Raw genomic sequence first — 20,325 nt, forward strand, 5'->3', positions numbered from 1 at the left:
ATGGTGGATACGGCAACGACGAAAGCGGTCCCGGTCGCAGCGGCCCACGCTTCCCGGCAAGGTTACTGGCGCGGCGTGCTGCGCCGCTTACTGCGCGACCCCGGCGGGGTGGTGGTGGGCGTGGTGATCCTCCTGCTGCTGGCCCTGGCGCTGTTCGGTCCGTGGCTTATCGTCAAAGATCCTTATCAAACGTCGATGTTCCTGCGCCTGAAACCCATCGGCAGCGACGGCTTCCCGCTGGGCTCGGATGAGCTGGGACGCGACATGCTGTCGCGGCTGATCCTTGGCACCCGACTGTCGCTGTTTATGGGAATTGTCCCGGTGGTGTTCGCCTTTTTTATCGGCGGGGCCATCGGGATTATCGCCGGCTATACGGGCGGCAAAACCAATACCGTGATTATGCGCACCGTGGATGTGTTCTATGCCTTTCCCTCCGTCCTGCTGGCGATTGCGCTGTCGGGAGCGCTGGGGGCGGGCATCGGCAATGCGCTGTTGTCGCTGACCCTCGTGTTTGTCCCGCAGGTGGCGCGGATTGCCGAGAGCGTGACCGCCCAGGTGCGACATATGGACTATATCGACGCCGCCCGGGCCACTGGCGCCAGCGCGTTGACCATTATCCGCGTCCAGGTGTTGGGCAACGTGCTCGGGCCGATCTTCGTCTTCTCCACCGGGCTGATTTCGGTGTGCATGATCCTCGCCTCCGGCCTGTCGTTTCTCGGCCTCGGCGTGCGGCCGCCGGAGCCCGAGTGGGGGCTGATGCTCAATACGCTGCGCACGGCAATCTATACCCAGCCGTGGGTGGCCGCCCTGCCGGGCCTGATGATTTTTATCACCTCCATTTCGTTCAATATCCTCGCGGACCGCTTGCGTGCGGCAATGGCGATCAAGGAGTAAGCGATGCAACCCTTTATCAATATCGACCTTGGCGGGCCGGCGCAGCCGCTGCTGAAGGTTAATCACCTGCTGAAGTACTTTCGCGGCGGCAAAGGCCGGGAGGTGGTGCAGGCGGTGGACGATATCAGCTTCACGGTGATGAAAGGCGAAACCCTGGGGGTGGTCGGCGAGTCGGGCTGCGGCAAATCGACCACCGCCCGGCTGCTGATGCAGTTGCTCACCCAGGACAGCGGCGAACTGATCTTCGACGGACAGGGGGTCGGCTCGTCGCGTCTGCCGCTGAAAGCCTACCGTCGCCAGGTGCAGATGGTCTTTCAGGATAGCTATGCTTCGCTCAATCCGCGCCTGACCATGGAGGAGAGCATCGCCTTCGGCCAGCGCGTCCACGGCGTCAGCGCCAGAGAGGCCAGCGAATATGCCCGCTATCTGCTGGCGCACGTTGGCCTTGAACCGGCGCGCTTTGCCGACCGCTACCCGCATGCGCTCTCCGGCGGCCAGCGGCAGCGGGTGAATATCGCCCGCGCGCTGGCGATGAAGCCGCGACTGGTGATCCTCGATGAGGCGGTGTCAGCGCTGGATAAATCGGTGGAGGCCCAGGTGCTGCAGCTGCTGCAGGAGCTGAAACGCACCCTCGAGCTGACCTACGTGTTCATCAGCCACGATCTGCACGTGGTGCGCTGGCTGTCGGATCGGATCCTCGTCATGTACCTTGGCGAAGTGGTGGAGATTGGCCCGGCGGAGCAGCTGTTTACCGCCTCCGCCCACCCCTATACCCGGGCGCTGTTAAGCTCGATGCCCTCCATGGACCCGGAAAACCGCACCCTGACCTCACCGCTGAGCGGCGATCCCCCCAGCCCCATCGCGCCGCCGAGCGGCTGCCGCTTTCACACCCGCTGCCCGCATGCGAAGGCGGTCTGCGCCGAGGTAAAACCGCGGCTGGAGGCGGTCGGGGAGGGGCACCAGAGCGCCTGCCTGATGGCGCAGCCGGCCTCGCCATGGCATCAAAGCATTCCCCTTAAGGAGGTCAGCCATGTCGGATAACGCCTTTGTCCATGTGCGCGACCTGCGGGTCGTCTTTCGCCGCGACGGACAGACCATCAACGCGGTCAACGGGGTCTCCTTTGACGTACAAAAGGGGGAGGTGATGGCGCTGATTGGCGAGTCGGGTTCCGGCAAGAGCGTGACCCTGCGGGCGCTGATGCGCCTGCACCCGCCGGGGAGCAGTGAGCTCTCCGGCACCCTGCAGGTGGGGGACGACGAGGTGCTGACGATGAGCGCCAGCCAGCTGCGGCGTTACCGCGGCGGACGCTGCGCGATGATTTTTCAGGAGCCGCTGCTGGCCTTCGATCCGGTCTACACCGTCGGGCAACAGATTATTGAAGGGCTGCGCCGCCATGAAGGGCTGTCGCGCCAGGCGGCCCGGGATAGGGCGCTGGAGGCCCTGCGCCAGGTGCGCATTCCCAGCCCCGAGCGGCGGCTGGATGCTTACCCGCACGAGATGTCCGGCGGGATGCGCCAGCGGGCGATGATCGCCCTTGCGCTCTCCTGTAACCCGCAGCTGCTGCTGGCGGATGAGCCGACCACCGCCCTCGACGCCACGGTGCAAATCCAGATCCTGATCCTGCTGCGCGAGCAGCAAAAGCAGCGTGGGCTGTCGATCGTGTTTGTGACCCACGATATCGGCGCCGCGGTGGAGATCGCCGACCGGGTGGCGGTGATGTACGCCGGGCGGATCGTCGAGGAAGCGTCGATGAGCGAGATCCTGCGCCACCCGCGTCATCCTTATACTCAGGTGCTGCTGGGCAGTCGGCCGAAAGAGGGGCTTAAGAAAGGTGATGCCCTGCACTGCATTCCCGGCGCGCCGCCGGATCTGGCGCGCTTGCCGCCCGGCTGCGCTTTTGCCGAGCGCTGCCCGCACCGTCGCCCGGTCTGTGAGCAGAGTCTGCCGCCGACGGAATCCGTCGCGGAACGCCACGCGGTGAGTTGCCACCGCTGGCGCGAGCTGGCGATTGACGCTAACGCCCAGGCCCTGGCCGTCTGATCGGCGGCAAAAAACCATACAGGATGAAGACCAGGCGTTGATAGCGCATTCCCACCGCCGGTTACGCTGGCGGCGACCTTGATGTCAGGAGACCACCATGAGCAGTGATGTACTTTTTACCCCCGCGACCGACACCACCGGCTGGCGCATCAATGGCGACCGCCTGTGGGCGTCGTTAATGGATCTCGCGCAGATCGGCGCCACGCCGAAGGGCGGCTGCCGCCGTCTGACCCTCACCGACCTCGACCGTCAGGGTCGGGACAAGGTAATAGGCTGGGCGCGGGAGGCCGGGATGAGCGTCACCATCGATAAAATCGGCAATGTGTTTATGCGCCGGGAAGGCCGCAACCCCAGCCTGCCGCCCATCGTCTCCGGCAGCCATATTGACACCCAGCCCACCGGCGGCAAATTTGACGGCAACTACGGCGTGCTGGCGGCACTGGAGGTGGTGCGCACGCTCAACGATCTGCAGATTGACACCGACGCGCCGATTGAGGTGGTGTTCTGGACCAACGAAGAGGGGTCGCGCTTTGTGCCGGTGATGATGGGCTCCGGGGTCTTTGCCGGCGTCTTCCCGCTGGAAGAGACGTGGGCCGTCACGGATAAAGAGGGCGTCAGCGTCGGCGAGGCGCTGGCGCAGATCGGCTATATCGGTGAGCAGATCCCAGGGGAGCATCCCATCGGCGCCTATTTTGAGGCGCACATTGAGCAGGGGCCGATTCTCGAAGATGAAGCGAAAACCATCGGTATCGTGCAGGGCGTGCTGGGGATCCGCTGGTACGACTGCGTGGTGACCGGCCAGGCCTCGCACGCCGGGCCTACGCCGATGCGCCTGCGTCAGGATGCCCTGCAGGTGGCGACGCGCATTATGCAGGAAGTGGTGGCCATTTCCGGGCGCAGCGAAGAGGGACGCGGCACCGTCGGTAGCGTGCAGGTGTGGCCCAACAGCCGCAACGTGGTGCCCGGGGAGGTCACCTTCTCCATTGATATGCGCAATCTCAGCGATGCGCTGGTGGACGAGATGGATCGCCAGCTGCGGGCCTTTATCGCGGAGGTTGAGCGGGAAAGCGGTCTGCAGGTGGCCCTGAAGCAGGTAAGCCACTATCCGGCGGCGCCGTTCGATGCCGAATGCCGGCAGGCCATTGCCGATGCCGCGCAGCGGCTGGGCTATCCGGCGCGGCCGATCGTCTCCGGCGCCGGGCATGACGCAGTGTATATGAGCTATCTGGCGCCCACCGGGATGATTTTTATCCCCTGCAAGGACGGGATCAGCCATAACGAAATTGAGTATGCCTCGCCGGAGCACGTCGCCGCCGGCGCCAACGTGCTGTTGCAGGTGATGCTTCAGTACGCGCGGCCGGTGTAGACGGTCGTCCTCCCCGGCGACGTGTCCTCCAGCCGTTTATCATGCTGTCGCCCGGGTAAGGCGGTTACGCCGCCGCGACCCGGGACGGCGGATGACGGGGCGGTCAATCACGGCTCCCGCTCCCTGTGACAACCCGCTGGCGGCCAAATTTGCGCGAGCCCACCACGCACAGCACCACGCCCAGCGTAACCGCCAGCATCAAGGGGCTGACGGTTTCGTGCAACAGCGCCGCCGACAGGCCAAGCCCGAAGAATGGCTGCAATAGCTGGAGCTGGCCGACGGCGGCGATCCCGCCCGCGGCCAGCCCTTTGTACCAGAAGATGAAACCGATCAGCATGCTGAACAGCGACACATAGCCGAGCGCCGCCCAGGAGGAGGCCGATATGGCATGCCAGGACGCGGGCTGAACCATCAGCGAGGCGGGGAGCATCAACGGCAGGGCTATCACCAGCGCCCAGCAGATCACCTGCCAGCCGCCGAGCTCCCGCGTCAGCTTTGCCCCTTCCGCATAGCCGAGGCCGCAGGCGATAACCGCCGCCAGCATCAGCAGATCGCCGCTGAGTGAGGCCGCCGCACTTTGCGTCAGGGCGAATCCCACCACCAGCAGGCTGCCCAGCAGCGAAAAGATCCAGAAAGCCCGCCGCGGGCGTTCGCCGCCGCGCAGTACGCCGAAGAGGGCGGTCATCAGCGGCAGCAGGCCAATGAACACAATTGAATGCGCCGAGGTAATGTGCTGCAGGGCCAGCGCCGTGAGCAGGGGAAAGCCGATCACCACCCCTGATGAGACGATGATCAAGGGCACAAGCTGCGCCAGGCGCGGGCGTTTCTGGCGAAAGCCGACCAGCAGCGCGACGGCAAGCAGCCCGGCGATGGAGGCGCGCAGAAAGGTCAATAAGAACGGATCCATATCCTGCACCGCCAGCCGCGTCGCGGGCAGCGAACCGCTAAAAATAATCACCCCCAGTAAACCATGAAGCCATCCGGACCAGGGACCGGGCACCGATTTATCCATTGTTGAATCTACCACGTTAACCTCGCGTTATCAGATGTGCTGTGCCCGCTTGAGCATCGTCTGTGGCGATGGTAATGTGCTCAATCTAATACAATCAAATTATTGTCATAGATACATTTCACGATGAAAGCCCGATATAAAGCCGTTGTCGACCAATATGCCCAGGCGATCCGCAGCGGGCAGCTGCCCGCAGGCACCCGTCTGCCGACGCACCGTACCCTTGCCGCCGGGGAGCGCATCTCGCTGGCCACCGCCACGCGCGTCTACCGTGAACTGGAAGAGATGGGGTTGGTCAGCGGCGAAACCGGCCGCGGCACCTTCGTGCGCGACCTCTCGCTGCCGCCGGGGCATGGGGTCGATCAGCAGGTGGTGGCCGCCGATGTCGTGGATCTCAATTTCAACTACCCTTCGCTGCCGGAGCAGGGCGATGCGCTGCGCGAGGCGCTCAGGCAGCTGGCGATGGCGGGCGATATTGACTCGCATCTGCGCTATCAGCCTCATGCCGGACGGCTCGCCGAGCGCGAAATTATCGCCCGCCATTTGAGCTGCCAGCACTTTGCGCCGGACGCGGAAAATGTCCTGATCGTCAACGGCGCACAGCACGGGCTGGCAGTGACCGTCATGGGGCTGTTACGTCCGGGCGATGTGGTGGCGGTGGATGCGCTGACCTATTCGGGCTTCAAGGTTCTGGCGGCGCTGTATCATCTGGAGCTGGCGGCGATCCCCTGTCGGCCGGAGGGACCGGACCTGCAGGCGCTTCATACGCTGTGCCAGCAGCGGCGGGTGCGGGCGGTGTATACCATGCCGACGCTGCACAATCCGCTGGGCTGGGTGCTCAACACCGGGCAGCGGCAGGCGCTGGCCGATCTCGCGCGCCAGCACGATCTGCTGATTATTGAAGATGCCGCCTACGCCCGGCTGGTGAGCCATCCGCCGCCGCCGGTGGTCAGCTATGCGCCGGAAAGAACGGTGTATGTCACCGGATTTTCAAAAAATATCGCCACCGGGCTGCGCGTGGGCGTGGTGATTTCTCCGCCGCGCTATCGCCCGGAGATCGAGCGCGCCATCCGGGCCACGACGTGGAATACGCCGACGCTGATAAGTTCGCTGATCTGCGCCTGGATTGAAGATGGCACGGTGGCACGCTTTGAAACGCAGAAACGACAGGATGCGCGACAGCGGCAGCAGGTGGCCCGCGAGGTGCTTTGTGGGCTTCCCGTCGTGACTCATCCCGATTCGTACTTCGTCTGGCTGCCTCTGGGTGAAGAGAGCCGGGCCGATCGGCTGGCGAACACGCTGATGGAACGCCGTATTTCGGTGTCGACCGCCGAGCCGTTCTGCGTCTCCGCCACGATCCCGCAGGCGCTGCGCATCGCGCTCGGATCGGTGCCTTTCGACAGCCTGCGCCCGGCGCTGCTCAGCGTGCGCGACGCCGTTGAGTATGAACAATACCGCTAACCCATCTGCTCCAGCTGGCCGCGCAGGACTTCCACCCCCTGGGCGATGGCGTCAGGGTTAATGGCGTGGAATCCCATGCGAAAGTAGTTATCCGGCGGCGTGGCGCTGAGAAAATGGCGCGCCCCGGGCTCAATCAGCACGCCGGCGTGGGCGGCGCGCCAGGTGAGCTGCTGGGTGTTGATCTGCGCCGGGGTCTGCAGCCAGAAGGCGTTAGCATGTTCGCTCCCCGCCAGCGCGCGACACGACGGCAGATAGCGCTGCAGGGCGGCATGTAGGCGCTCCCAGCGCTGGGCGGAGTCGTAGTGGTAGCGCCGCAGATGGGTTTCATAATGGCCCTGGGCAAGGAAGTGGGCCATCTGGTACTGAATGTTGGTCGGCGGATGGCGATAGACCAGCCGGCGCAGGGCGCGCGCCTCGTCGATCAGGTCCGGGTCGGCGACCATAAACCCCAGCCGCAGCCCCGGCGACAGCGCTTTTGACAGGCTGCTGACATACACCACCCGGCCGCTGCGATCGCTGGCCTTCAGCGCCGGCAGCGGGTTGAGGGTAAAGTTACTCTCCGAGTCATAATCATCTTCAATAATGATCGCGTCATGGCGGGCGGCATGCTCCAGCAGCTGGCGACGCCGCGCACTGCTCATGGTCACTCCGGTGGGCACCTGATGACCTGGAGTGACATAGTAGTAATCGCAGGAACGCTCATTAAGCACGATCCCCTCTTCATCCACCGGGTGCGGCACCACCTCGGCGTCGGCGAGCAGAAAGGTGTTGATGGCTTCGCGAAAGCAGGGGTTTTCGACGCCAATGCGGGTGGTGGAAGAGAGCAGCAGTCGGGTCAGCAGGTAGAGCGCATTTTGCGAGCCAAGGGTGATGAGAATTTCATCCGGCGCGGCGACAATGCCGCGCTTGGGCAGCACCCGGGTACGGATCTGCTCGATCAGCATCGGCACATCCTGGTCAATATGGTCGATGACCCATGCCGGGTCGCGCACTCCGCCGTGCAGCCAGTTCGCCGCCGAGCGCCAGGTGGCCAGCGGGAACTGCCGGGTATCGGGCTGGCCGTAGATAAACGGGTAGCGGTAGTGCATCCAGCCCGCCGGTTTGAGGATCGACTCCTGCTGGCTGGGGGTCATCTGCAGCCGGTCGCCCCAGCGTGGTGCAGCGGCTTCGCGCTGCGGTGCACTCTCGACGGCGGCAGGTGAAGCTTCATGATAGTCGGGATGCAGGTAGTAACCGCTTCGTGGGCGGCTAATCAGGTAGCCCTCGTTGACCAGACTTTCAAACACCAGCGCGGTGGTGTTGCGCGAGACGCGAAGCTGGCTGGCCAGCTGGCGACAGGAGGGCAGCGGGGTGTCGGCGGCGAAGATCCCGCTGAGAATGGCATTCACCAGCGTCTCTCGCACCTGCTCCTGCAAACCGCGGCCAGGCTGAAAATCAACGTGTAACAGGTGACGGATCATACGGAGCTCCTCTGGCAATAACGCATAGCGACCACCCGTTACACTCAGCAAATTCCATACCACCCTGCCGCCATCTGACACAGCGATGTAGCCCATCTGGCTCTATACGGAATTGAAAAACGCTCCCACATTAAAAACGTATTCAGCCGCCGTGGACCGGAACGTCTCCGGCCACTATTTTGCAGAAACCTTTTCGCGTTCTGGAATGAACCCGTCTGGCCAATCCATCAGGGGTGAAAATAATGAAAAAATCATTGGCATCAATGTGTCTGAGCGCTGTATTAACGGTCGCTTTTTCTTATCACGCCGTCGCGGCCGATCTTCCGGAAATAGAAAAATCCGGCACCCTGAAAGTGGCGACGGAAGATGATTATGCGCCGTTTAACTTTATGAATAATGGCCAGGCCGATGGCTTTAACAAAGATATGCTTGAGGAATTACGTAAGTACGCCAAATTCCATGTCGACCAGAGCATATTACCGTGGACCGGATTATTAGCGGCCGTCTCCACCGGGCAATACGATATGGCCTTAACCGGGGCGGTGATTACCGATGAGCGGCTGAAGGTTTTTGATTTCACCCCACCGTGGGCCTCCGCGCAGCACTATTTCGTCAAACGCGCTGGCGATACTTCGTTAAATACCATTGCCGATCTCAGCGGCAAAAAAGTGGGGTTACAGGCCGGGAGCGCGCTGCTGGCGCGTTTGCCGGAGCTGAAGGCGATGCTGGAGAAGACCGGCGGCAAGCTGGGACCGGTGGTGGAGTATCCCTCCTATCCGGAAGCCTACGCCGACCTGGCGAATAAGCGACTGGATTACGTGATTAACGTGGTGATCTCGGTAAACGACCTGGCGAAAGCCAAACCGAAGGTCTTCGCCAAAGGGCTGGCCGTCTCCGGACCGGGGTATATGGCGTGGCCGATCCCGAAAAATTCGCCGCAGCTGCTGGCCTATATGACCAAGTTTATGAACCACATGAAGGAGACCGGCAAGCTCGCCGAGCTGCAGAAAAAATGGTTTGGCGAAACCTATGACAACCTGCCGACCGAGGCGATCACCAGCCCGGAACAGTTTCACAAACTCGCCGGACTGTAATATTCCGCGGCGGGCGACCGCCGCCTGTTGCTGAGAAGGAGGGCCTCATGGATGCAATTTCCTGGCAGTTATTAATCGAAGGCGCATGGACGACCCTCTGGATTTCGGCCATCGCTATCGCCTTCGGGGTGGTGGCGGGCCTGCTGATCGCCCTGGTACGGATGCTGCGCCTGCCGGTGATCGACCAGCTGCTGGTGGTCTATATCAGTCTGGCCCGCGCGACGCCGCTGGTGACGCTGGTGCTATTTCTGTTTCTTTCGCTGCCCACGATGGGCATTAACCTCGACAAGAACGTGGCCGCCATTGTGGCGCTGACGCTTAACACCTCGGCGTTTAACGCTGAGATCTGGCGCAACGCTTTCCGCACCTTTCCGCGCGAACAGCGGGAGGCGGCGGAGTCGGTGGGAATGCGCCGCTGGACCTACTTCCGCTACATCATGCTGCCGCAGATGTGGATCGAGAGCCTGCCGGCGCTGGTCAATGAGATGTCCTTTTTGATCAAAGGTAGCCCGGCCATCGCCGTGATTGGCGTGGTGGATCTCACCCGGGTCACCAACCGTATCTCCTCGGTCACCTACGAGCCGCTGTCGCCGATCCTCGCCGCCGGCCTGCTGTATGTGGTGATCATCGGCTGTTTGTTGAAGCTGCAGGGTATCGCGGAACGTAAAGCCAGGCGTCTGGCGCGCTAGGAACGGGAGGCATTATGAATCAGTGGGGCGTTATCTGGTCGGTTCGCGATAGCTTTATTGCCGGGTTATTCGCGACCCTCGAACTGTTTATTACCGCCGCCCTGGCGGCGCTGATTATCGGTATTGCGCTGTGTTATTTTAGCGAATATCAAAAGAAAGTGATTAACCGGATTATTATTGGTTTCGTCAGCCTGATGCGTGCAATCCCTTTTTTGATCCTCGCTTATCTTCTGTATTACGGGCTGCCGCAGCTCGGTATTAGCATGGAGCCGTGGACCGCCGGTTTACTGGCCCTGATTATTTATCATGGCGCCTATTTCTTTGAAATATTGCGCAGCCAGCGGCGGGTATTTTCCGGCGGATATATTGAAGCGGCGATTGCTCAGGGCTTTTCGCGCTATGCCATTTTCCGGCGGATTATTTTACCCAATATCGTCTCTTCCGCCTTACCGCTGATCGGCAATCAGCTGATTATTTGCCTGAAGGACACCGCTTTCCTGAGCATTATTACCGTTCAGGAGATCACCGCCGCCGCCAACAGCGTCCAGGCGACCTATTTTATTCCGTTTAACGCCTTTATCGTCGCTATTGGGCTTTACTGGGCGATCAGCATTCTGCTGGAGTTGCTGATTAAGCGCCTGACCGCCTGGGGAGCCAAAAGAGGAATGAGCCATGCCTGAGTCTATTGCCGTAAGCGTTAAAAACGTCTCCAAACAGTTCGATAATGTGGAAGTCCTGCGGGATATTAATCTGACGGTGGAGAAGGGGACCGTGGTGAGTATTCTCGGCTCGTCCGGGTCGGGAAAATCCACACTGCTGCGCTGTATGAACTGGCTGGAACAGCCGGACCGCGGCGAAATTCATATCAGTGGTCAGCGACTGGGGATTGATGAGCAGCGCGGCCGGGCGATGTCGCACCGCCAGCTGGCCAAAATCCGCGAGCGGGTGGGGATGGTCTTTCAGAGTTTTAACCTGTGGCCGCATTTGACTGTTCAGCAAAACGTCAGCGAGGCGCTGCTGCACGTTAAGGGCATGAAACGAGACGAGGCGAAGGCCATTGCCATGCAGCAGCTGGAGAAGGTTGGCATGGCGCACAAAGCCGATGTTTACCCGATCACCCTCTCCGGCGGGCAGAAGCAGCGGGTGGCGATCGCTCGTTCACTGGCGATGTCGCCCGAAGTTATTCTCTTCGATGAACCGACGTCGGCGCTGGATCCGGAGCTGGTTAATGAGGTGTTGGGGGTCATGAAAGCCCTCGCCGCCGAGGGTTACACCATGGTGGTGGTGACGCACGAGATGGATTTTGCCCGCCAGGTGTCCAACGAGGTGGTGTTTCTGGAGAAGGGGCTACTGATTGAGAAGGCGCCGCCGGAGAAGTTCTTCACTCAGCCTGACTCCGAACGCGTCAGGCAGTTTCTGCAAAGCAGCCGTTAGTCTGGCTTGCATCCCCTGCCGGCAGCGCCGGCAGGGGAAAAACCACGCGCCCGCCTAGTCCCGGTCAATAGCGAACGGCTGCCACGCCTGACGCACCGGCATCACCTCCACCCGGTTAATGTTCATATGCGCCGGCAACGTGGCGATATAAAACATCTGCTCGGCGATATCGCGCGCGCTCAGCGGCGTGGTGCCGCGATAGAGCTTATCCGATGCCGCCTGGTCGCCTTTGGTACGCACCAGGGTAAATTCGGTCTCGGCAATCCCCGGCGCCAGATCGGTGACCCGCACGCCGGTGCCAAGCAGATCGCAGCGCAGGTTATAGCTGAACTGCTTCACAAACGCCTTGCTGGCGCCATACACATGGCTGCCGGGATAGGGCCACTGTCCGGCGATCGAGCCGATATTGATAATGCTCGCCCCGGCGCCATGGCGGATCAGCGTCGGCAGCAGGGCGTGGGTCATCGTCACCAGACCGGTGACGTTGGTGTCGATCATCGTTTTCCAGTCCTCCAGCGCCACCTCCTGCGCCGGCAGCGGCGACAGCGCCAGCCCGGCGTTGTTGATCAGGGTGGTGACATCGGCGAAGGGGGCGGGGAGCGACGCCACGGCGGCAGCCACCGCCTCGCTGTCACGAACGTCAAGCTCAATAATATGCACCGGCACCTGGGCGGCGAGTCTGTCCTGCAAGGCCTTCAGTCGCGGATAGCGGCGCCCGCTCAGCACCAGCGACCAGCCCGCGTCGGCAAACACCTGCGCTGCCGCTTCGCCAAAACCCGAGGTCGCCCCGGTGATAAACACTACGTTGCTCGTTGCCATGTCATTCTCCTGTGCGGTTGTCCCTCCACTATAAAAACGCCGGACGGCAAGGCACAGGGCCAGACGGCGGACGCGGATGTGACACCGTGTCACATCGTTTTTCACGCACTGGCTCTATCCGTTTTGCGCTGCCGCGGCCAATGATGAAGCCAACCACAACGACATGAGAGAGGGCAGGGTATGAAGCTGGCACTACAGAACGAGGTCGCGATAAGCAATGATGAAGTTCGGCAGCTGGATCGCGCTTATGTGTTTCATTCATGGTCGATGCAGGGCAATCTCCATCCGCTGGTGATTGCCGGGGCGCAAGGCTGCGAGCTATGGGATTACGAGGGGAATACCTGGCTCGATTTCAGCAGCCAGCTGGTGAACGTCAACATTGGCTATCAGCACCCCCGGGTACTGGCGGCCATGAAGGCGCAGCTGGAGACCCTGGTCACCATCGCGCCCGCCACTGCCAACCTTGCCCGTGGCGAAGCGGCGAAGCGTATCGTCGACCTGGCGCCGGCGGGCTTCAGCAAGGTGTTCTTCACCAACGCCGGGGCGGATGCCAATGAGAACGCGATTCGCATGGCGCGGCTCTATACCGGGCGCGACAAGGTGCTGTCGGCCTATCGTTCCTATCATGGCAACACCGGCAGCGCGATTGCCGCCACCGGCGACTGGCGCCGGGTGCCGAATGAGTTCTCCCGCGGCCATGTTCATTTCTTCAACCCCTACCTTTACCGCAGCGAGTTCAACGCCGCGACTGAGGAAGAGGAGTGCCAGCGCGCGCTGGCGCATCTGCGGCGGATCATCGAATGCGAGGGGCCGACGGCCATCGCGGCGATCCTGCTGGAGTCCATCCCCGGCACCGCCGGGATCCTCGTGCCGCCGGCAGGCTATATGCAGGGTGTGCGCGCCCTGGCCGACGAGTTTGGCATCGTGCTGATCCTCGATGAGGTGATGGCCGGCTTTGGCCGTACCGGCAGCTGGTTCGCCTTCGAACAGGATGGCGTGGTGCCGGATCTGGTGACCTTTGCCAAAGGGGTTAACGCGGGCTACGTGCCGGCGGGCGGGGTACTGATTAGCGAACCGATTGCCCGCTATTTTGACGACCACTTTTTTGCCGGGGGGCTGACCTACTCCGGCCATCCGCTGGCGATGGCGGCGATTGTCGCCACCATCGACGCGATGAAAGAGGAGAAGGTGGTTGAGAACGCGGCCTATATCGGCAACGAGGTGCTGCGCCCCGGTCTCGAGGCACTGGCGGAGAAGCACGCCATTATCGGCGAGGTGCGTGGTCGCGGCCTGTTCCAGGCGCTGGAGCTGGTGAGCAGCCGTGAACAAAAAACGCCGCTGACTGCCGCCGACATGGCCGCGATCAAAGGGGCCTTAACCGAGGCCGGGCTGTTGGCCTTTGTGGTGGAGAACCGCATTCACGTGGTGCCGCCGTGCACCATTACTGCTGAGCAGGTGGCGCAAGGGCTGGCGATTTTTGATGCGGTCTTTGCTCGCTTTGCCAGCCTGGCGAAGTAGGGGAGTGGCAACGGATAACGTTACCTGGCAGTACGCTTGCCGGGCCTAAACGCCAGCTGGACAGTTCCCTCTCCCTCCGGGAGAGGGCCAGGGTGAGGGAAAGCACTGCAGGGAAGTCTTTTATGTTATCTGCGACTTCAGCGCACATTGCGCTCCCGGTTAATCGTCTGCATTATGTCTCTCATGGCGCAGGGAGCGCACAGGGGGCGGCCAGTCGCCGCCGCCCCCTGTACCCCCGGGCTCCGGCCAGCAACATCGCCACTGCGTGGTGCCTTCGACTTATCCCTGCAGGCTTCGGGTCGGGCCGAGGCAGCGTCCCTGCAAAACACGGCCCTCAGCCCGCATCCATGCGGGCTGCCCCGGCCTTCCGGGAACGTCTCAGCGATGTTGAGGCCGCCAGCATCGGCAGTTTCAGCAACAATGGTGAATAAATTAACGACAGGTCGCACGAATCGTAGGTCGGGTAAGCGAAGCGCCACCCGACAAAACAACGGCGCATCCGCTGACCTCACCTCATCCGGTGCTCTCCGTTGACCAGCGCTTCGCGATCGAAAAAGCGCTGGATCACGCCCTCCGCCATAAACGCCGCCCGATCGGACATATGGGCGATGACGTCGGCATCGTGGCTGACCAGCAGATAGGTCATGCCGTGCTCCTGTTTCAGGCGGTTAAGCAGATTGAGTATTTCCGCCTGCACCGACATATCCAGCGCTGAGGTCGGCTCATCCAGCAGCAGGATCTGCGGGCGCAGCAGCAGGGCACGGGCAATGGCCACGCGCTGCCGTTGCCCGCCGGAGAGCTGATGTGGATAGCGGCGCACGGCGTCGGCGGCCAGACCCACCTGCTCAAGGGCGGTGGTCACCCGCGGGGCAACGTCGCGGATGCCGTGGATCTGCAGCGGCTCCGCCAGGGTGCGCCACAGAGTATGGTTGGGATGCAGCGAGGCGTACGGATCCTGAAACACCATCTGCACGTTGCGCCGCAGCGCGCCCTGAAAGCGGGCACCCGGCGCGATGCCCTGGCCCAGCAGTTCCACGCTGCCGCGCCATTCGCGCTGTAATCCGGCCAGCACGCGCAAAATCGTCGATTTACCGCAGCCGGAGGCGCCGATCAGGCTGAAGGTTTCCCCGGCATCGACACAGAAACTGGCGGCGGAGACCGCCGTCTTCGCGCCGAAAGTTACCTGCAAATCCTGAAGATTAACGATCGCCATGGGCCGTCTCCGTAAAGTCCTGGGTTCTGTCGAGGGTCGGCAGCATTTGGCCGTAGGTGTGCGCATTCGGCCGGCAGGTCCACAGGGTGCGGGTATAAGGGTGCGTCGCGCTCGGTAGCGCCCGCGCCGGCATCTCATCGACCTGTCTCCCCCGGTACATCACCAGCACGCGATCGCAATGCGCGGCCACCAGCGGCAGATCGTGGCTGATCAGTAGCATGGCCATCTGCCGCTGCGCGCACTGCTCCACCAGCAGCTCGAGGATCTGGTTGCGCAGGCGGGCGTCGAGGGCCGAAGTTGGCTCGTCGGCTATCAGCACCTTCGGGTTATTAAGCAGCGCGAGGGCGATCATCACCCGCTGCCCCATCCCGCCGGAGAGCTCGCCGGGATAGCGGCTGAGGACCGGCAGATCCAGACCGACGGCGGCGATGGCGTCTTTAACCGCCTCGGCGCGCCCACGGCGGCTGAGACGCTGATGCAGGGTTAACGCCTCTTCCAACTGCGTCTGAATGGACTGCACAGGATTTAGCGCATAGCGGGGATCCTGCAGCACCATAGCGATATCGTTGCCGCGCAGCGCGCGCCAGCCGCGGGCGCTGAGGGTTAGCACATCGCGCCCCAGCACCTCCAGCCGTTCGGCGCTCACCACCCCGGGCTTACGCACCAGGCCCATCAGCGCCCGGGCGGTCATCGATTTGCCGGAGCCGGATTCGCCCACCAGCGCCAGCCGCTCGTTGCCGAGGGTGAAGCTGACGTTGTCCACCACCCGGGCGGTGGGGTAGTCGACGGCGAGTCCCTGGACGGTCAGTCGGATGTCAGTCATGTTGCGGCTCCATAATATCGCGCAGGCCATCGCCCAGCAGGTTAAACGCCAGGCTGGCGAGCAGGATCGCCGCGCCGGGGATGGCAGCGATCCACCACTGGTCGAAAATCACCTGCATCCCGTCGGCAATCATCGCTCCCCACTCCGCCATCGGCGGGCGGGCGCCAAGGCCGAGAAAGCCGAGCCCGGCGGCGGCGAGGATAATGCCCGCCAGATCGAGCGCCAGCCGGACAATCGCCGACGGCAGACACAGCGGCAGAATATGGCCGACCAGCAGCCGCCAGCCGCGAATACCCAGCATCTCCGCCGCGGCGAGGTAGTCGCTATGGCGCAGGCGCTGAATTTCGCTGCGCGCCTGACGGGCGTAGGCCGGCCAGGTGGTCAGGGCTAACGCTAGCGCGCCGTTGACCAGCCCCGGGCCGAGCATCGCCACGAACGCGAAAGCGAGGATCAGGCGCGGCATCGACATCACCACGTCGGTAAACCGCATCAGTATCCGCTCCAGCCACCCGCCATAGTAACCGGAGAGGATACCCACCAGCAGACCGACGGGCAGGGTAATGGCGGTCACCAGCGCCACCAGACCCAGCGCCGGGCGGGCACCGTACAGCAGACGCGACAGCAGGTCGCGGCCGTAGCTGTCGGTGCCGAGCCAGTGCTCCGCCCCCGGCCCCTGCAGACGAGCGGCGGCATCCTGCCAGTTGGGATCGTGTGGCGCCAGCCACGGGGCGAACAGCGCGGTCAGCACCAGCAGGATCACCAGGGTCAGGCCACTGAAGGCGGCGGGTGAGCGGCGCAGACGGCGTAAAAACAGATAAGTCGGCATCAGCGCACCCTCGGATCGGTTAACCGCACCAGCAGGTCGGTCAGGTTATTGATCAGCACAAAACTCACGCCAATCAGCAGCGTGCCGCCCATGATCGCCGTGGTATCTCCGGCGAACAGCGCGGTGGTGAGATAGCGGCCGATCCCCGGCCACGAGAAGACGGTTTCGGTGAGCACCGCCCCTTCGAGCATGGAGGTCCAGGCGAGAGCGGTCACCGTCAGCAGGGTGCCGCGGATATTGGGCAGGACGTGGCGCAGCAAAATCGTCATCTCTCCGCCCCCTTTGGCCCGCGCCAGCAGAATGTACTCTTTGTTCATCTCGCTCAGGCAGGCGGAGCGGGTCAGGCGGGTGATGCTCGCCAGCGAGTAATAGGCCAGCACCAGCACCGGCAGCGCCAGATGGCCGATCGCATTTTTAAACGCCGCGGTATCGCCGGAGAGCCAGGTGTCGATCAGCGCAAAACCGCTGCGCGGCTCGACGGTGTACTGATAAATATCGTCGAGGCGACCCGGGCCCGGCGCCCACTGCAGCCGGGCGTAGAACAGGGCCAGCATCAGCAGGCCGAGCCAGAATATCGGCACCGAGTTGCCCAACAGGGTAAAGGTGCGCACCGTCAGATCCCACGGCGAACCGGCGTAACGCGCGCACAGCACCCCGGCGACAATGCCCAGTACCGCGCCGACGATCAGCGCCAGGGTCGCCAGCTCAAGGGTCGCCGGGAAGACCGCCAGCAGATCGTGGAGCACCGGCTGGCCGGTGGCGCTGGCGATACCGAGATCGCCATGGGCCAGGTTGACCAGATAGTGCCAGAACTGCACCGGCAGCGGCTGGTCGAGACCGAGCTGATGGCGAACCTGGTCATAGGTCGACTGGCTGGCATGGTCGCCGACGATCTGCAGTACGCGATCGACGGGCGACAGTGCGGAGAGCGAGAAGGTGACCAGCAGCAGCCCGAACAGCGTGAGCAGCAGCGTCAACAGCCCCTGCAGCAGGCGGGTAAGGTGAGTGGAAAACGATGGCATGGAAAATGGAAATTCCTGGTATATCAGCATGGTGCCCGGCGGCGCGACGCCGACCGGGCCTGGGTGAGGAGTCGGTCATCCGGGCAGGCGAGGCCGCCAGACCCGGTGACCAAAACCCGCTTACTTGGTCACGTTATCGTACCAGACCATATCGGCGTTCAGCCCCTGCTGATAGCCCTTCACGTTGTCACGCACCACGATCTGGGTTTTCCCCTGGTCAATAAAGACGTACGGCGAATGCTGCAGCAGGGATTCCTGCATCGTTTTGTACAGGTCTAGGCGCTTCGCCGGGTCCGGCTCCGCCACCGCGGCGAGGGTGGCTTTATTCAGCTCAGGGATCTGCCAGCCGTTGAGCCCGGCCACGGTGCTGGATTTACCATCGTTCCAGGCAAAAGCGCTGGCGTTAGAGTGGGCATCAAAGTAGTCCGGGATCCACAGGCGGATCGCCGCCTGATGCTGTTTCGCGCGTACCCGGGCATAGACCTGGCTGCCGGCGGCCGGCAGTAGATCCACTTTCACCCCGCCCTGGGCAAAGCTGGCCTGCAGCGACTGGGCGATGGTGATAAACGGCGGTTTGTTCTCCACGTCGAGGGTGAAGTGGGCATCCTTAATACCCGCTTTATCGAGGATAGCCTTAGCTTTTTGCGGGTCGAAGGTGAACGGATTGGTCTCCAGCGCCCCCGGCAGGCCGGCCGGCAGGAAGCTTTGGTGAATAAAGTACTGGCCTTTCAGCAGATTTTTGGTGATGCCCTCATAATCGACCAGCCAGCGCGCCGCCTCCCAGAAAGCCGGGTTATTGAGCAGCGGGTTGGCGCTGTTGGCGGTATTAAACACCAGATAGTTCTGCTCGGCGGATGGGATGCTCAGCACCTTCACGCCGGGTTTATCCTGCAGGGCGGCAATCTGGTCAGCGCCGAGATCGCGCGCCACGTCGGCATCCCCCTGCTGGATCAGCAGGCGGCGGGAAGCCGGGTCGGGGACGTTTTTAATAATGATGCTCTTGATCTTCGGCGCGCCGGTGGGGGAGCTGGCGTTGGCTTCCAGCACGATGGCCTGATGCGGCTGGTAGACGCGCATTTTATAGGCCCCACTGCCCGCCGAGTGCATCTTCAGCCAGTCGTTGCCGAAGTCATTATTTTTCGCGTTCGGCGCCACCTGTTTTTCATCGACGATGGAGGCGATAGGGGTGGAGAGAATATTCAGCGCCACCGCCGGGCTGACGTCGGCGGTCCAGTGCAGCGTCAGGGTATGGTCATCAATCTTTTTCAGCTGGCTGGCGATGTTGTCCGGCTGCCAGCCGAGCACGTTGAGAATAAACGCCGGCGATTTATTCAGCGTCACCGCACGGGTGTATGAGAAAATCACATCTTCCGGGCGCAGCGGATTACCGGAGGCGAATGTGGCATCCGGCTTCAGTTTGATGGTCAGGGTTTTCGCCGCCGGATCGGCCTGCCAGCTTTCGGCGAGGATCGGTACGATTTTTTCAGGGTTGTTGCGGTCCGGCTGCACCAGACGCTGATAGAGGCTGGGGACCGTCTGAATGCTGGAGAGTTCGTTCGCTTCCGCCGGGTCGAGGCTGACGATATCGTCGAGACCCTGGGCGACCACCAGCGTGTTGGGCGGCGTAGCGGCATGCGCGGCGGCGGTGAGCGCCGTCAGTACCAGTAAAGGCAACAGTTTTTTGGTCATGTGCAATCCCTGAAAAATGGTTGTTTTAATTTTTTATGCCTCGCTACGTTAGGCCGCTTGCCAAAAGGCGTAAAGTCAAAATAAGGATATCCTTATGCTAAAAACGCATATTCAAGAACGACAGGTTATTGCCGGTCGCGCAGAAGCGCCTTTCTCCGCTTCTGGCTTCTTGCTATAACAAATTGTCTATTGCAAGGAGGTGGGTGTGCCGGAAATCAATGAGTTTGGCCAGCAGGTGAACGACCTTGTTCCTGGCTGGCAGGGGGCGCAAGTCCTGCGGCGGACGGCGTTAAATGGCCGTTTTTGCCGACTGGAGCCGCTGGACGTTGACCGTCATGCGGCGGATCTGTTTGCCGCCTATGCGCTCGGCGATAACAGCGACTGGACGTGGCTGGCGTCTACGCGGCCGGAGAGCGTGGCGGCGACCGCGCGCTGGATCGCGGGCAAGGTGAATGAAGATGCTCTGGTGCCGTATGCGGTGGTTGACCTGCGTAGCGAGCAGGCGGTGGGCATCGTCAGCTATCTGGCGATCGAGCGGGAAATGGGCACGGTTGAGATCGGCCATGTCACCTGGTCGCGACGGATGAAAAACACCCCGCTGGGTACCGAAGCGGTCTGGTTGTTGCTGAAGAACGGCTTTGACCATGGCTACCGTCGGCTGGAGTGGAAATGCGATTCGATGAATGTCGCCTCGCGCCGGGCCGCCGAGCGGCTGGGCTTTAGCTGGGAAGGACGTCTGCGGCAGAGGCTGGTGCGTAAAGGGCGGACGCGCGACAGCGATATGCTGTCCATCATCGACGGCGAGTGGCCTGCGCGCGATGCGGCGCTGCGGGCATGGCTGGCGGCGGAGAACTTTACTGCCGACGGGCAGCAGATCAAACGCCTGGAGGCATTTCGCTAACATCAACCTATGTGGTCAAACCCCGGAACGGCACCCCGGTCGCGCTGCGCTTACCGGGGCTACGTT

19 protein-coding genes are annotated in these 20,325 nt (G+C 62.5%); 11 read left to right on the top strand and 8 right to left on the bottom strand.

The window, feature by feature from the left end:
• The 4 genes from CWM54_RS15725 to CWM54_RS15740 all read left to right on the top strand — a co-directional run bounded on the left by CWM54_RS15725 (position 1) and on the right by CWM54_RS15740 (position 4,301).
• Positions 1 to 894 carry an ABC transporter permease gene (locus CWM54_RS15725; RefSeq protein ID WP_094917804.1) on the top strand — a complete coding sequence of 298 codons (894 nt, stop codon included), beginning with the start codon at positions 1 to 3 and terminating at the stop codon, positions 892 to 894.
• Positions 895 to 897: 3 nt separating this feature from the next.
• Entirely contained in the window at positions 898 to 1,935 is a 1,038-nt protein-coding gene (locus tag CWM54_RS15730) for an ABC transporter ATP-binding protein (protein ID WP_004223507.1), read from the top strand.
• Positions 1,925 to 2,935, top strand: a complete 1,011-nt coding sequence (locus CWM54_RS15735) for an ABC transporter ATP-binding protein (RefSeq protein ID WP_008805548.1) — start codon at positions 1,925 to 1,927, stop codon at positions 2,933 to 2,935. The genes CWM54_RS15730 and CWM54_RS15735 overlap by 11 nt, the downstream gene beginning before the upstream one ends.
• Positions 2,936 to 3,032: 97 nt before the next feature.
• Positions 3,033 to 4,301, top strand: a complete 1,269-nt coding sequence (locus CWM54_RS15740) for a Zn-dependent hydrolase (RefSeq protein ID WP_100681993.1) — start codon at positions 3,033 to 3,035, stop codon at positions 4,299 to 4,301.
• A gap of 103 nt (positions 4,302 to 4,404) precedes the next feature.
• Here the strand turns inward: CWM54_RS15740 and CWM54_RS15745 are convergent, their stop codons facing one another.
• The gene (locus tag CWM54_RS15745) at positions 4,405 to 5,313 is read right to left on the bottom strand and encodes a DMT family transporter (protein ID WP_100681994.1); all 909 of its coding nucleotides are present in this window, start codon (positions 5,311 to 5,313) and stop codon (positions 4,405 to 4,407) included.
• Positions 5,314 to 5,436: 123 nt separating this feature from the next.
• Here CWM54_RS15745 and CWM54_RS15750 point away from each other — a divergent pair, with 123 nt between their 5' ends.
• A complete protein-coding gene (locus tag CWM54_RS15750; protein WP_100697729.1) occupies positions 5,437 to 6,771 on the top strand; it encodes a PLP-dependent aminotransferase family protein in 1,335 nt (444 codons plus the stop codon).
• Here CWM54_RS15750 and CWM54_RS15755 read toward each other — a convergent pair.
• Positions 6,768 to 8,231 carry a PLP-dependent aminotransferase family protein gene (locus tag CWM54_RS15755; RefSeq protein WP_100697731.1) on the bottom strand — a complete coding sequence of 488 codons (1,464 nt, stop codon included), beginning with the start codon at positions 8,229 to 8,231 and terminating at the stop codon, positions 6,768 to 6,770. The two genes, CWM54_RS15750 and CWM54_RS15755, sit on opposite strands and share 4 nt — an antisense overlap.
• 242 nt (positions 8,232 to 8,473) lie before the next feature.
• On the opposite strand from CWM54_RS15755, the gene CWM54_RS15760 reads away from it, so the two are divergent.
• Genes CWM54_RS15760 through CWM54_RS15775 form a run of 4 tightly spaced genes read left to right on the top strand, consistent with a single transcriptional unit; the run spans position 8,474 to position 11,448 of the window.
• Positions 8,474 to 9,325: a transporter substrate-binding domain-containing protein gene (locus CWM54_RS15760; protein ID WP_002893184.1), complete on the top strand. Its 852-nt coding sequence runs from the start codon at positions 8,474 to 8,476 to the stop codon at positions 9,323 to 9,325.
• 47 nt (positions 9,326 to 9,372) lie between these two features.
• Positions 9,373 to 10,014 carry an amino acid ABC transporter permease gene (locus CWM54_RS15765; RefSeq protein ID WP_004142522.1) on the top strand — a complete coding sequence of 214 codons (642 nt, stop codon included), beginning with the start codon at positions 9,373 to 9,375 and terminating at the stop codon, positions 10,012 to 10,014.
• 14 nt (positions 10,015 to 10,028) lie between these two features.
• Positions 10,029 to 10,694 carry an amino acid ABC transporter permease gene (locus CWM54_RS15770; protein ID WP_002893189.1) on the top strand — a complete coding sequence of 222 codons (666 nt, stop codon included), beginning with the start codon at positions 10,029 to 10,031 and terminating at the stop codon, positions 10,692 to 10,694.
• Positions 10,687 to 11,448 (top strand): amino acid ABC transporter ATP-binding protein, encoded by a 762-nt coding sequence (locus CWM54_RS15775; protein ID WP_061155415.1) that lies wholly within the window; start codon positions 10,687 to 10,689, stop codon positions 11,446 to 11,448. Before CWM54_RS15770 ends, CWM54_RS15775 begins: the two co-directional genes overlap by 8 nt.
• Positions 11,449 to 11,502: 54 nt before the next feature.
• Here the strand turns inward: CWM54_RS15775 and CWM54_RS15780 are convergent, their stop codons facing one another.
• Positions 11,503 to 12,267 carry an SDR family NAD(P)-dependent oxidoreductase gene (locus CWM54_RS15780; protein ID WP_008805554.1) on the bottom strand — a complete coding sequence of 255 codons (765 nt, stop codon included), beginning with the start codon at positions 12,265 to 12,267 and terminating at the stop codon, positions 11,503 to 11,505.
• Positions 12,268 to 12,447: 180 nt separating this feature from the next.
• Here CWM54_RS15780 and CWM54_RS15785 point away from each other — a divergent pair, with 180 nt between their 5' ends.
• A complete protein-coding gene (locus CWM54_RS15785; protein ID WP_100697732.1) occupies positions 12,448 to 13,785 on the top strand; it encodes an aspartate aminotransferase family protein in 1,338 nt (445 codons plus the stop codon).
• A gap of 508 nt (positions 13,786 to 14,293) precedes the next feature.
• On the opposite strand, the gene CWM54_RS15795 is transcribed toward CWM54_RS15785, so the two are convergent.
• From CWM54_RS15795 to CWM54_RS15815, 5 genes are all read right to left on the bottom strand, one after another.
• Entirely contained in the window at positions 14,294 to 14,998 is a 705-nt protein-coding gene (locus tag CWM54_RS15795) for an ABC transporter ATP-binding protein (protein ID WP_008805556.1), read from the bottom strand.
• Positions 14,985 to 15,821: an ABC transporter ATP-binding protein gene (locus tag CWM54_RS15800; RefSeq protein WP_023297191.1), complete on the bottom strand. Its 837-nt coding sequence runs from the start codon at positions 15,819 to 15,821 to the stop codon at positions 14,985 to 14,987. Before CWM54_RS15800 ends, CWM54_RS15795 begins: the two co-directional genes overlap by 14 nt.
• Complete coding sequence (locus CWM54_RS15805; RefSeq protein WP_100697734.1) at positions 15,814 to 16,647, bottom strand: ABC transporter permease; 834 nt, start codon at positions 16,645 to 16,647, stop codon at positions 15,814 to 15,816. Before CWM54_RS15805 ends, CWM54_RS15800 begins: the two co-directional genes overlap by 8 nt.
• On the bottom strand, positions 16,647 to 17,669 hold the full coding sequence (locus tag CWM54_RS15810; protein ID WP_100697736.1) for an ABC transporter permease: 1,023 nt from the start codon (positions 17,667 to 17,669) through the stop codon (positions 16,647 to 16,649). Before CWM54_RS15810 ends, CWM54_RS15805 begins: the two co-directional genes overlap by 1 nt.
• Before the next feature lie 120 nt (positions 17,670 to 17,789).
• Positions 17,790 to 19,358 (bottom strand): ABC transporter substrate-binding protein, encoded by a 1,569-nt coding sequence (locus tag CWM54_RS15815; protein ID WP_046882442.1) that lies wholly within the window; start codon positions 19,356 to 19,358, stop codon positions 17,790 to 17,792.
• Positions 19,359 to 19,563: 205 nt separating this feature from the next.
• On the opposite strand from CWM54_RS15815, the gene CWM54_RS15820 reads away from it, so the two are divergent.
• Positions 19,564 to 20,259, top strand: a complete 696-nt coding sequence (locus tag CWM54_RS15820; protein ID WP_100697738.1) for a GNAT family N-acetyltransferase — start codon at positions 19,564 to 19,566, stop codon at positions 20,257 to 20,259.
• The last annotated feature ends 66 nt before the right edge of the window (positions 20,260 to 20,325 follow it).

It is taken from the genome of Klebsiella sp. D-Nf1 (assembly GCF_002810515.1).
In the GTDB taxonomy this organism is placed as follows: domain Bacteria; phylum Pseudomonadota; class Gammaproteobacteria; order Enterobacterales; family Enterobacteriaceae; genus Klebsiella; species Klebsiella variicola.